Origin of the sequence: Silanimonas sp. (assembly GCF_027530345.1) — a bacterium.
In the GTDB taxonomy this organism is placed as follows: Bacteria; Pseudomonadota; Gammaproteobacteria; order Xanthomonadales; family Xanthomonadaceae; genus Silanimonas.
The window spans coordinates 105,586-118,345 of the sequence record NZ_JAPZQK010000003.1 but is presented as its reverse complement, the minus strand read 5'-3'; the positions used below and the strand labels follow the sequence as shown (position 1 = coordinate 118,345).

Here is a 12,760-nt window from a genome sequence, read left to right as displayed (position 1 = left end):
GGAGAGGCCGCCATTATGCGGCTTCAGCGCCACCAACCGCGCGGATCGACCGGCTGCCCGTTGCGCCGCAGTTCGAAATACAGCGCGGTCTGCGGCGCACCGCCGGAGTCGCCGGCGCGAGCGAGGGTCTCGCCCTGCCCCACCCAATCGCCGACGCCGCGACGCAGCGTGTCGTTGTGGGCGTAGAGGCTCATCCAGCCCTCGCCGTGGTCGAGGATCAGCAGCAGGCCGTAGCCCTTCAGCCAGTCGGCATAGGCGACGCGCCCCGGCGCGACGGCGCGCACCGGCGTGCCACGGGCCACGGCGAAGCGCACGCCATCGCTCTGCAGGCCGCCGGGCAGCGCGGCACCAAAGCGCTCCAGCACGCGCCCGCCGTCCACCGGCAGCGGCAGCTGGCCGCGACGGCTGGGAAAGGGCCGATCGTCGTCCAGTCGCTTCGGGATGTCGGCGATGGCATCGCGCAACTCGGCCAACAGGGCTTCGACCGCGCGCTGGTCGCGGCCGAGCGCCGCCAACCTCGCTTCGCGGCCTTTGAACGCGGCTTCGAGGCCCACCAAGGTCTGGCGACGGGCCTCGCGCTCGGTTTCGAGCGCCGCCAGCGCCGCCGTGGCCGAGGCGGCAGCCGCCGCCACTTCGGCCTGCTGGCGCTGCACCTCGGCGGTGAGCGTGGCCAGCGCGTCGAGTTCGGCGAGCACGCCCTGCACGCGGCGCGCGCGGTCGGCCTGCACGTGCCGGTGGTAGGCGAGCGCCCGGCCCATCGCGCCCACCTGGTCCTGCGCCAGCAGCAGCTTCAGCTGCTCGTGGCGACCGGCGGCATAGGCGGCGCGCACCAGCCGGGCCAGGACCTCGCGCTGCGCCTTCAAGGCCTCGGCCAGCGCCGCCCGCTCGGCCTCCTTCGCGGCCAAGGCGTCGGCGAGACGGGCCTGTTCGGCGTCCGCCGCATCGACTGCCTGCTGCGCCTCGGCCACGCGCGCATCGGCCTCGCGCAAGGCGGACAGCGTCTCGGACTTCTCGGCCTCCGCGCGCTTCTGCTCGGCGGCCAAGCTCACGACGCGACGCTTCAGTGCATCGAGCTGGGCCTGCGCCTCGGCCTCGCGCGCCGCGCGCTGCGGATCCGCGGGCTGGGCGAAGGACGGCGTCGCGACGAAGGCCGACGACGCCAGCAGCAGCGCCACGCCCCAGGCCGCAAACGCGCGGGCTGGTCTCAAGCGGGCTGCACCAGCGATTCGCCGGTCATCGCCGCCGGCTTCGGCAGGCCCATCAGCTGCAGCACCGTCGGGGCGATGTCGCGCAGCGCGCCGCCCGATCGCAGCGTGGCCTTGCGGCCGACGTACACGAAGGGCACCGGACCGACCGTGTGCGCGGTGTGCGGCTGGCCGGTCTCCGGGTCGCGCATCATCTCGAGGTTGCCGTGGTCGGCGGTGACGAGCATCTCGCCGCCGACCGCCTCGATGGCTTCGCGCAGGCGGCCGAGGGCGGTGTCGACCGCTTCCGCCGCCTTGATCCCGGCCTGCAAATCCCCGGTGTGGCCGACCATATCGGGGTTGGCGATGTTGCAGGCGATGAAATCGACCTCGCCGCCGCGAATCGCGGCGACCAGCTTGTCGGTGAGTTCCGGGCAGCTCATCTCCGGCTGCAGGTCGTAGGTGGCGACCTTGGGCGAGGGCACGAGCTCGCGCGATTCGCCCGGCAGCAGGGCTTCGCGGCCGCCGCTGAAGAAGAAGGTGACGTGCGCGTACTTCTCGGTCTCGGCGATGCGCAGCTGCTTCAGACCGGCGGCGGCGATCACTTCGCCCAGCGTGTCGCGCAGGTCTTCCGGCGCGTAGGCCACCTTCGCCGGCAGCTCCGACGAGTACTCGGCCATGCCGACGAAGCGCGACAGCGCGATCGCGCGCGGCTTCGCGAAACCGTCGAAGCCCGGCACGGTGAAGGCCGCGGTGATCTGGCGGGCGCGATCGGCGCGGAAATTGAAGAACACCACGGCGTCGCCGTCGCGCATCGGGGCGGCACCCGCGATCACGGTCGGCTTCACGAACTCGTCGTTCTCGCCGCGGGCGTAGGCGGCCTCGAGCGCGGCCAGACCGTCAGCCGCGCGGAACTCGGCGACGCCTTCGGTCATGGCGCGGAACGCAACCTCGACGCGATCCCAGCGCTGGTCGCGGTCCATCGCGAAGTAGCGGCCCGACACGCTGGCGAGGTGCGCGTTTCCGGCCTTCGCCATGGCGTCGGCCAGGGCGCGCAGCGAAGGTTCAGCCGACTTCGGCGGCATGTCGCGGCCGTCGAGGAAGGCGTGCACAGCCACCCGGGCCACACCTTCGCGCTTCGCCATCTCGATGAGCGCGAACAGGTGCGCCTCGTGCGAGTGCACGCCGCCCGGCGAGAGCAGGCCCATCAGGTGCAGGGTGCCGCCGGCGTCGCGGGCCGCGTGGCAGGCGGCCAGAAGCTCGGGGTTGCGGAAGAAGTCGCCGCTCTCGATCTCGGCGTCCACCCGGGTGAGGTCCTGGTAGACGATGCGGCCGGCGCCGATGTTCATGTGGCCGACCTCGGAATTGCCCATCTGGCCGTCCGGCAGGCCGACAAACTTGCCTTCCGTGTGGACGAGGGTGTGCGGGCACTCGGCCAGCAGGCGGCGCCAGTGCGGCACCCGGGCAAGGGCGATGGCGTTGTCGGCCGTCTCGTCGCGATGGCCCCAGCCATCGAGGATCAGCAGCAGGACGGGTTTCGGACGCGACGCCATGACCTTTGCACCAGTGACGAAAGGGAGGCGACAAGTCTAGCCGGCGGGCGGCAGGATGGCCGCGTCATCCCGACCCGGAGCCCGCCATGCGCCATCCCGTCCGCCTCAGCCCGCTGGTCCTCGCCTTGGCCCTCGCCGTCGGCGCCGGTCACGCCCTGGCCGACAGCCCGCCCAGCGAGTCGAAGGTGCTGGGCAGCATCACCGCCCAGGCCGGCCAGGCCTACGACAGCCTCGATTCGGTGAACGGCGGCATCAGCATCCAGCGCGGCGCCACGGTGCGCAGCGCCGAGACCGTCAACGGCGGCATCAGCATCGAGGAAGGCGCCACGGTCGGCAGCGCCGAGACCGTCAACGGCGGCATCAGCATCGCCGCCAAGGTGAGGCTGGGCAGCGCCGAGACCGTGAACGGCGGCATCAGCCTCGACATCGACAGCGAGGTGTCCGGCGACCTCGAAACCGTCAACGGCGCCATCCGCATCGGTCCGCGCGGCGTGGTGGCCGGCGACGCCGACACGGTGAACGGCGGCATCCGTCTGGATGGCGGCACCGTGCGCGGCGTGATGCGGACGGTGAACGGTGATATCACCCTCGCCCGCGGGTCGCAGGCCGGCAGCATCGAGATCGAAGAACCGAACCGCGGCTGGTGGAACTGGGGCAGCGAGAAGCTGCCGCGGATCGTCATCGGCCCGGAGGCGAAGGTGAACGGCCCGATGGTGTTCAAGCGCGAGGTGAAGCTCTACGTGCATGCCACGGCCACCATCGGCGAAGTGCGCGGCGCCACGGCCGTGCGCTATGAGGGCGAAGACGCGCCCGAGTAACCGGCCTAGGGGCGGGCCGCATAGAATCACGGGACGTTTCCACGTTGGAGTGTCCCCGTGATGCGATCCACCCTGATGGCGGGCGTCGCCCTCCTCACCAGCGCGGCCGCCTGCGCCACGCCGGTGCCGCCGGCCGCCGCCACCGCGACGGCCCAGCACAGCTTCGGGCCCGAGATCTCGGCCGAGGATTTCAGCGCCCACGTGCGCACCCTCTCCGGCGATGACTTCGCCGGCCGTTCGCCCGGCGGCATCGGCGAGACCAAGACCGTCGAGTACCTGATCGCCCAGCTGCAGCGCCTCGGCCTCCAGCCCGGCAACAACGGTTCGTGGACGCAGGACGTCCCGATGACCGAGACCAAGGCCGACGACAAGACCAGCACCTTCACGCTCACCACGGCGAAGCAGACGCTCGCCCCGGCCATCGGCCCCGAAGTGGTGGTCGGCACCCGCACCGGCCAGACGGAAGTGACCATCGACGGCAGCGAGCTCGTGTTCGTCGGCTACGGCGTGAACGCGCCGGAAGCCGGCTGGAACGACTACGACGGCCTCGACGTGAAGGGCAAGACGGTCGTGATGCTGATCAACGACCCGGGCTTCCACGTCGGCAGCGCCGAACTGTTCGGCGGCAAGCGCATGACCTACTACGGGCGCTGGACCTACAAGTTCGAGGAAGCCGCCCGCCAGGGCGCCGCCGCGGCGCTGATCATCCATGACGACGTCGGCGCGGCCTACCCGTGGGAAGTGGTGCAGAACAGCTGGGGTGGGCCGCAGTTCGACCTGCCGCCGAGCGAAGACCCGGAACCGCGCCTGCCGGCGCAAGGCTGGATCAATGCCGCCACCGCGACCACGCTGTTCGCCGACGCCGGCCTCGACTTCGAGGCGATGCGCACGGCCGCCAACCAGCGCGGCTTCAAGCCGGTGCCGCTGAAGGCCACGTTCTCGCTGTCGCTGAAGAGCAGCTCGCGCACGGCGACCTCGCAGAACGTCATCGCGATGCTTCCGGGCACCACGCACCCGGACGAAGCCATCGTCTACACCGCGCACTGGGACCACTTGGGCCGCAACTTCTCCGGCGTGGGTGATCGCATCTTCAACGGCGCCATCGACAACGCCACCGGCGTGGCCGGCGTGCTGGAGATCGCCGAGGCCTTCACGGTGCTGCGCCCGGCGCCGGAACGCAGCATGGTCTTCCTGTTCGTCACGCTGGAGGAATCCGGCCTGCTGGGCTCGAAGTACTACGCCGCGCACCCGTCCATCCCGCTGGAGAAGACCGTCGCCGTCATCAACTTGGATGCCATGAGCGTGATCGGCCCCTCGAGGGAGCTGGTGGTCATCGGCCTCGGCAACTCGACGCTCGACGACGTCGCCCGCCCCCTCGCGGAAGCGCAGGACCGCGTGCTGATGGAGGAAAGCGAGCCGCAGAACGGCTACTTCTTCCGCTCCGACCACTTCAACTTCGCCAAGGCCGGCGTGCCGGCGCTTTACGCCAAGGGGGGCGTCGACCACCGCGAGAAGGGCCGCGAGTACGGCCTCGCGTGGATGACGGACTACACGGCGGTGCGCTACCACAAGGTCGGCGACAACTACGACGCCAACTGGGACCTGCGCGGCACCATGCAGGACCTGAAGCTGCTTTACGACGTGGGCCGCACCTTGGGCGGCAACCGCGAGTGGCCGAACTACGTGGAAGGCAACGCCTTCCGCAAAGTGGCACAGCGCGGGCAGTAATCGATCGACGGGCCCGAACCTCGGGCCATCGGAATGAAAAACGGGCGCCGTGAGGCGCCCGTTTCCGTTTCAGCCCATGACCGGCAGGAACGCCGCCGGCGCGGGTTCAGTCGGCCTTTCGCACGTGGGTGTCGAGGAACTTGAGGTAGGCCTCCTGCGCGGTGATGCGGTTCTCGCGGCGCAGGAACCCATGGCCTTCGTCGGGGAACAGCACGTACTCCACGGGCACGTTGTTCGCGCGCGCCGCCGCCACCAGCTCGTCGGATTCGACCTGCAGCACGCGCGGGTCGTTGGCACCCTGCACCACGAGCATCGGACGCACGATGTTCTTCGCGTGGAACAGCGGCGAGATGCGGCGATGGCGCTCGGCGTCCGTGGCCGGGTCGCCCATCTCGTCGTAGAGCGCCTGCCGCTGGGCACCCCACCACGCGGGGATCGACTCCAGCGTGCGCACCCAGTTGGTGACACCGAAGATGTTGATGCCCGCTTCGAAGGCCTCGGGGTGGAAAGTCAGTGCCGCTGCAGTGATGTAGCCGCCGTAGGAGCCGCCCATCACCGCCACCTCGTCATCGGCCACCCAGTCCTGCGCACGCAGCCAGTCGCCGCCGGCCACGATGTCACGCAGGTCGCCCTCGCCGTGCTGGCGGTCGTCCATGTGGAAGAAGGTCTTGCCGTAGCCCGAGGAGCCGCGGTTGTTGGCGCCGAGCACGGCATAGCCGTGGTTGACGAGGTGCTGGACCATCGCGCTGTAGCCGCGGCGCGTCTGCCCACCGGGGCCGCCGTGCACCAGCACGACCGCCGGCACCGGGTTCGCGGCGGACGCGCCCTTCGGGCGGTAAAGCACGGACGGAATCTGCACGCCGCCCTCGGCCGTGTAGCGGACGATCGTCGCCTCGACGAGGTGCGACTCGTCGATGGCGGGATTGAGCGCGGTGGTGAGGCGACGCACCTTGCGGTCGGCGAGATCGGCGACGAAGACATCGGACGGCGAGGTGTCGGAGGCCACGGTGAAGGCCACGCGCGCCTCGTCCGGCGAGAAGCGAACCGCGCCGATGTCGCCGTCGGGCAGGCCCTCGAAGCGCAGCGGCTGGCCGTCGCGGGTGTCGAGGATCGTCAGCGCGGTGCTGGCGTCGGCATTGATCGCCGACACGCGGTAGCGGCCGCTCGGCGACCAGGCCACGAACATCACGTCCCAGTCGGCTTCGATCAGCGGCTTCTGCTCGCCGTTGACGAGGTCGTGCGTCCACGCCTGGTTGAACTCGCCGTGCGCATTGGTGGCGATCACCAGCGTCTTCGAGTCCGGCGTGAAGCCATAGACGCTGTTCGACACCGCGCCCTCGCCCGGCGTGATCAGTGCAGGTTGGCCGTCGCCCTTCAGGTCGACGAGGTACACATCGGAATCGGCCGAGGTGTTGGGCTTCTCCAGCGCCACCCAGCGGCCGTCGTTCGAGACCTCGGCGGGCAGGAAGCCACCGGGGTTCTGGAACAGCACGCGGCTCTCGAAGGTCGTGGTGTCGTAGGCGAGCACATCGAAGGCTTGCGGATCGCGCGCGTTCGAGGTGATCCACAGCGTCTTGCCGTCCGGGCTCAGGCCCGCGAAGCCGGCCTTGAGCGTGTCGCCAGGCGTGAGGTCGCGAAGCGTGCCGTCGGCCTCGCGCAGGTAGACGTGCGTGAGCTCGTTGCCACCCTTGTCGCCCTGCACCAGCACGCGACCGTCGGGCAGGTAGCTGGCGGCGAACACGGCGTCGGTGGTCGACGCGGTGAGCGGCACCGGTGCGCCGCCGGCCACCGGCAGTGCGTAGGCGTTGAAGACGCCCGTGGCGTCGGAGCTGATCAGCACCGAGCCGCCGTCGGGCGAGAAGGCCAGACCACCGGCATCGGCGACGCGGAACGAGGTGGTGTCGAAGAACTGCGCGGCCGTGTACTTCGGCACGGCTTCGGCAGCGGCGGACCCACCGGGCGCGAGCGCGCCGGCGAGCGTCAGGGCAGCGGACAACAGGACGGTGGCGCGCATCGGCGGACTCCCGGGTGTGGAAACGCCCGCGCAGCCTACTCCGTCACGACACCCGACGCCCGGCGCCTCCCGCCCGCGGGGTTCAGCCCTCGGGCGAACCCGGCATGGCGGCCTGCGCGCGCAGCGCCTCGGCCACCTCCTCCGCCGCCGCCATCATCGGCATGTGGCCGCAGCCCGGAAGCATCACCGTGCGCGATTCGCGCAATCCCGCGGCATAGAGCGCCGCAGAGCTCGGGTCGATCACGCGGTCGTCGTCGCACCACAGCAGCAGCGCGGGCGCACGGATGTCCCCCAGCAGCGGCTGCACCGCGAAAGCCTCGACGCCGCGCAGGCGCGCGAGGACCTCGCGCTCGAACGCGTTGTCGGTGATGCGCCGCGCGATGAGGGCACGGTCCGCGGGCCACGGCACGAAGGGCGGGTCGGTGAACACGAGGCCGAGGTAGCGGTCGAGCGACGCGCGGTCCTCGACGGCGAAGGGGTGCCCGCCATCGAGCACGGCGCGGCCGAATTCGTTCGGCGCGAAGGGCACGCCTGCCGCCGACAGCAGGGCGATGCGCCGCACGCGCTCGGGATGGCGGGCGGCGACGAGGCCGGTGATGTGGCCGCCCATCGAGTGCCCGGCCAGAAGATCGGGCACGCGCGGCAGCGTGCCGAGCCACGCGGCGATGCGCTCGGACTGCGCCACCACGCCGTAATCGGCGCCGGGCTCGCGCTGGCTCTCGCCCCAACCGGGCAGATCCGGCGCGATGACGCGATGCGTCGCCGAGAGCTCGGCCATCAGCGGCAGCCAGTTCTCCTTCGTCCCGGTGAAACCGTGCAGCAGCACGACCAGCGGCGCGTCGACGGGGCCGGCCTCGAGCTGCACGATGCGCTGGCCATCCACCTCCACGCTGCGCACCTCGGCACCGGCCTGGAGGCGCTGCGCGGCGAACCAGCCCTGCAGCGCCCACTCCGGCCGCCACGCGAGCAGGCCGATGACGATCAGGACGTCAAAGGCCAGCGCCGCGAGGATGATCGTGCGGCGCCGCGAACCTCGCGGCGCACCGGACGACACGGTCGGCACGCGCGCGTCGGGCATCGCGGCTTACTTCGCCGCCGCGTCGAGCACGGCCTGCACGGCGCCGCGGGTGATCGGGTGGTAGCCCGCGCTGGCCTGCTGCAGCACCTGGGTCGCGAAGGCGAGGCCATCCGGCGTCTCGGCAAGCGCCACGTAGCTCGGCAGGATCAGCTTGCGACGACCGACCTTGCGCAGGAACTGCGCCAGCGCCGGACGCGCTTCGAAATAGCCCGCACGCACGGTGATCGGGTACCAGCGCTGCGCGATCTCGCCGTTGGCCGTACCGGTGAAGCGGAAGGCGCCGTCCAGCTCCAGCAGCCGCTCGGCGGCGATGTCCTCCGGCAGGCCCTCGAGGAAGTGCACCCACTCCTGCGTGATCCATTTCGACGTGTCGAGCTCGGCGACCGCGACGCGGCGCTTCAGCCAGTCCTCGCGCGCGGCGTCGACGGCGGCGAGGCGCGGCGACGTGGCCGCGACGGCGGTCTCGGGCAGGCCGGGGCCGGCGATCCACGCGGCCAGCTCGGCCTCGGTGAGCTTGCCCGGGTTCTTCGCGATCAGCTCGCGACGCAGGAAGGCGAGGAAGTCATCGGTGGTCACGCTCTTGAACGCATGCTCGTCGAACCACTTCCGCAGGAAGGGATCGAAGGCCTCGCGGCCGAAGCGCCCCTCGAGGAACGAGAGGAACCACTGGCCCTTGATGTAGGCGACGTCGGTGAGGGCCTCGTCCGGGTCGCGACCCGGCGATGGCGGCAGCGCCAGCACCTGCTGGGCCGGCGGCAGCGAGGCCAGTTCGGCGCGCAGGCCGCCCTGGCTCACCACGTCCTCCATGTCGGCCTGCTCGCGGCCGTACACGGCTTCGACGATGCGGTTCTCGACGTAGCTGGTGAAGCCCTCGTTGAGCCACATGTCCTTCCAGCTGGCATTGGTGACGAGGTTGCCCGACCACGAGTGCGCCAGCTCGTGCGCGATCAGCGAAACGAGCGATTTGTCGCCGGTGATCACCGTCGGCGTGATGAAGGAGAGGCGCGGGTTCTCCATGCCGCCGAACGGGAAGCTCGCCGGCAGGATCAGCAGGTCGTAGCGCTCCCAGCGGTAGGGGCCGTAGAGCGTCTCGGTGGCGGCGATCATCTTTTCGGTATCGCCGAACTCCGCGGCGGCGCGGTCGAGCACCGGGGCCTCGGCCCACACGCCGGCGCGCTCCGAGATCGCCTTGAAGCGGAAATCGCCCACGGCGATGGCCAGCAGGTAGCTGGGGATCGGCTGCGCCATGGTGAAGCGGTAGTCGCCGTCGGCGCGCGCGGCCGGGTCGTTGTCGGCGCTCATCAGCGCCATCAGGCCCGCCGCCGTGCGGATTCGCGCCGTGTAGGTGAAGCGCACGCCTGGCGTGTCCTGCAGCGGCACCCAGCTGCGGGCATGGATGGCCTGCGACTGGCTGAACAGCAGAGGCTGCTTACCGCCCGCCGTCATCGCCGGGGTCATCCACTGCAGGCCGGAGGCCTCGGGCGAGGTGCGGTAGCGGATGCGCACCGCATCCATGCGCGAAGGCAGGGCAATGCGGAGCGTGCTGCCGAAGATGGCATCGCGCTCGGCAAGGCTGAACTCGACGCGCTGCCAGCGGCCGTCGCCCTTGCGGGCCTGCACGCGCTCGATGGCGAGATCGCGGGTATCGAGCACCAGTTCGGCGGGGCCGGCCGCCGCCGGGTCGGCCCAAGCGAGGGTATGGACCACCTCGCCGGCCAGCGTCCGGGCGGCGAAATCCACCCGGAGGTCCAGCGCCATGGCGCTGATGCGCACGGTAGCGGGCTCGGCGGCGCTGTGTTCGTCATGGGCACGGTCGGCCGACTGGGCGACCGCCGCGAACAGGGCGAGGACGAAAGCGAGAAGCAGGCGCATGCAGGCTGGGCCGTTCAGGGGACGGCTTGAGTTTACTCAAAGCGCGGCAGCCGCCTGCCCCCCATGCTGGGAAGCATGGACCTTTTCGATCTCGACGACCCCGCCCGCCTCGACGACTACCTGGCCCGCCTCGCGAGCGGGCTCGACCCGCGCCTCGGCCACGGCCACACCCCCACCGTCGACCTCCGTCGCATCGCGCCGGACCCGAAGGCCCTGGCCCAGATCCCCGGACGCGCCGCGCGGCGCCTTCACGGCCTGCCGCTGCGCCGGCATGGCCATCTGCTCGCCGTCGCGATGGCACACCCCGATGACGCGGAATCCCGGCAGTCCATGGGCTTCCTGACCGACTGCACGGTCATCCCCTTCGCCGCCGACCCGCATCAGTTGACGGTGGCGCTCGCCGATCACTACGACCGCCAGGACGACGTGCAGATCGCCCGCGACCTCGGCCTCGACGCCGGCGACTCGCGCAACGAGCCTGGCTCGCCCATGGAAATGGAGCGCATCGCCGGCCAGGCACCGATCATCCGGCTGATCAACGAGGCACTGGCCGACGCCATCGCCCGCCGCGCCTCCGACGTGCACCTGCGCCCGGGCGAACACCACGCCGAGTTGCTCTACCGCATCGACGACGAGCTGGTGCCCGTGCGCCGCTTCCTGCCCGCGCTGCTCCCGGCGCTGGTCTCGCGCATCAAGGTGATCGGCCGCATGAACCTCGCCGAGCACCGCACGGCGCAGGACGGCCGAACCGCCTTCACCCTGCCCGACGGCCGCGCCATCGACCTGCGCATCTCGGTACTGCCGAGCATCCACGGCGAGAGCGTGGCCATCCGCCTGCTCGATACCTCGCAGGGCCTCCGCGACCTCGGACAGATCGGCCTGAGCGCGCGCGACCGCGAGCGCATCGACGACCTGGTCACCCGCGACCACGGCCTGTTCCTCGTCTGCGGGCCGACCGGCTGCGGCAAGACCACCACGCTGTACGCAGTGCTGCAAGCGCTGGCGAAGCAGCGCATCAACATCCTCACCATCGAAGAGCCGGTCGAGTACCGCATCGATGGCATCCAGCAGATGCAGGTGAACCGGCCGGCGGGCTTCACCTTCGCCACCGCCATGCGCAACTTCCTGCGCCACGATCCCGACGTGATCATGGTGGGCGAGATCCGCGACCGCGAAACCGCCGAGATCGCGATCGAAAGCGCGCTCACCGGCCACCTCGTGCTGAGCACGCTGCACACCAACACCGCCGCGACCGCCGTGACGCGCCTGCTCGACCTCGGCGTCGAGCCCTACCTGCTGCGGGCGAGCCTGCTCGGCGCGATGTCGCAGCGCCTGGTGCGCAAGATCTGCCCGGCCTGCCGCGAAGCCACCACGCCGGACCCGCGCATCGCCGGGCTGTTGGGCGTGCCCGCCGACGCCACGGTGTGGAAAGGCCGCGGCTGCGCGCAGTGCGAAAGCCTGGGCGTGCGCGGACGCGCCGCCGCCTACGAACTGATGGTCACGTCACCGGGCATCCTGCCGCTGATCCACGCCGGTGCCGAGGCCGACCGCATCCATGCGACGGCCGTCGCCGAGGGCATGGTGCCGCTCACCACGACGGCTGCGGCAATGGCGATGCGCGGCGAGATCTCGCTCGAGGAGGCCTTCCGCGCGCGTACCGACTGAGGCCGAGGCCTCAGACGCGATAGCCGGAATGGATCGCGCAGATGCCGGCGCTGAGGTTGCGGTAGTCGCAGCGCTCGAAGCCGGCCTCGGCCATCATCGCCTTGAGTTCATCCTGCGGCGGGTGCTTGCGGATGCTCTCGGCGAGGTACTGGTAGCTGGCCGAATCGTTGGCGAACAGCTGGCCCAGACGCGGCAACACCTTGAAGCTGTGGAAGTCGTAGACCGGCTTGAACCACTCCGGCTTCACTTCCGAGAACTCCAGCACCAGCGCGCGACCGCCGAGCTTCAGCACGCGGTGCATCTCGCGCAGCGCCTTAGCCTTGTCGGTGACGTTGCGCAGGCCGAAGGCGATGGTGACGAGGTCGAAGCTGGCGTCCGGGAAGGGCAAGGCCTCGGCGTTCAACTGCACCCAGCGCAGGCCGCGAACGAGGCCACGGTCGGTCATGCGGTCGCGGCCGACGCCGAGCATCGCCGCGTTGATGTCGCCGACGACGACTTCGCCCGACTCGCCGACGCGCTCGTGCAGCAGGGCGGCGATGTCGCCGGTGCCGCCGGCGAGATCGAGCACGCGGTCGCCCTTCGACACACCGGAGGTGGCCACGAAGTAGCGCTTCCAGACCCGATGCACGCCAAGACTCATCAGGTCGTTCATCAGGTCGTACTTGCCAGCCACCGACGAGAACACCTCGCGCACCAGGCCGGCTTTCTCGGTGGTGGGCACGTCGCGGAAGCCGAAATGGGTCGTGCCCTCGGGGCGGGTTTCGCTGCTCATGGCCGGGATTATCCCACCGCCGGGCGCGGGGCGGCATTTCTTGTCTTTTCTTGGACTTCGCCGCCGCGGTTGGTGC

General features: G+C 70.7%; 9 protein-coding genes. 3 read left to right on the top strand and 6 right to left on the bottom strand.

The features are described 5' to 3' along the window. Positions 1-23 precede the first annotated feature (23 nt). Together O9255_RS01725 and gpmI are read right to left on the bottom strand one after the other, a co-directional pair. Positions 24-1,208, bottom strand: coding sequence for a peptidoglycan DD-metalloendopeptidase family protein (locus tag O9255_RS01725; protein ID WP_297865098.1), 1,185 nt, complete (start codon positions 1,206-1,208; stop codon positions 24-26). Further along, a complete protein-coding gene (gene gpmI / locus O9255_RS01720; RefSeq protein WP_297865097.1) occupies positions 1,205-2,737 on the bottom strand; it encodes a 2,3-bisphosphoglycerate-independent phosphoglycerate mutase in 1,533 nt (510 codons plus the stop codon). The genes O9255_RS01725 and gpmI overlap by 4 nt, the downstream gene beginning before the upstream one ends. 86 nt (positions 2,738-2,823) lie before the next feature. Between gpmI and O9255_RS01715 the strand changes: the two genes are divergently transcribed. Beyond that, positions 2,824-3,555, top strand: coding sequence for a hypothetical protein (locus O9255_RS01715; protein ID WP_297865096.1), 732 nt, complete (start codon positions 2,824-2,826; stop codon positions 3,553-3,555). Between the two features lie 60 nt (positions 3,556-3,615). Then, positions 3,616-5,283, top strand: coding sequence for a M28 family metallopeptidase (locus O9255_RS01710; RefSeq protein ID WP_297865165.1), 1,668 nt, complete (start codon positions 3,616-3,618; stop codon positions 5,281-5,283). Between the two features lie 106 nt (positions 5,284-5,389). On the opposite strand, the gene O9255_RS01705 is transcribed toward O9255_RS01710, so the two are convergent. The 3 genes from O9255_RS01705 to O9255_RS01695 all read right to left on the bottom strand — a co-directional run bounded on the left by O9255_RS01705 (position 5,390) and on the right by O9255_RS01695 (position 10,247). Next, positions 5,390-7,297, bottom strand: a complete 1,908-nt coding sequence (locus O9255_RS01705) for a S9 family peptidase (RefSeq protein ID WP_297865095.1) — start codon at positions 7,295-7,297, stop codon at positions 5,390-5,392. Between the two features lie 82 nt (positions 7,298-7,379). Further along, positions 7,380-8,375: an alpha/beta fold hydrolase gene (locus O9255_RS01700; RefSeq protein ID WP_297865094.1), complete on the bottom strand. Its 996-nt coding sequence runs from the start codon at positions 8,373-8,375 to the stop codon at positions 7,380-7,382. Positions 8,376-8,381: 6 nt separating this feature from the next. Continuing rightward, a complete protein-coding gene (locus O9255_RS01695; protein WP_297865093.1) occupies positions 8,382-10,247 on the bottom strand; it encodes a M1 family metallopeptidase in 1,866 nt (621 codons plus the stop codon). 75 nt (positions 10,248-10,322) lie between these two features. Between O9255_RS01695 and O9255_RS01690 the strand changes: the two genes are divergently transcribed. After that, positions 10,323-11,912, top strand: coding sequence for a GspE/PulE family protein (locus tag O9255_RS01690; RefSeq protein WP_297865092.1), 1,590 nt, complete (start codon positions 10,323-10,325; stop codon positions 11,910-11,912). A 10-nt stretch (positions 11,913-11,922) separates the two neighbouring features. Here O9255_RS01690 and ubiE read toward each other — a convergent pair whose 3' ends face one another. After that, entirely contained in the window at positions 11,923-12,684 is a 762-nt protein-coding gene (gene ubiE, locus O9255_RS01685; RefSeq protein ID WP_297865091.1) for a bifunctional demethylmenaquinone methyltransferase/2-methoxy-6-polyprenyl-1,4-benzoquinol methylase UbiE, read from the bottom strand. Positions 12,685-12,760 lie beyond the last annotated feature (76 nt).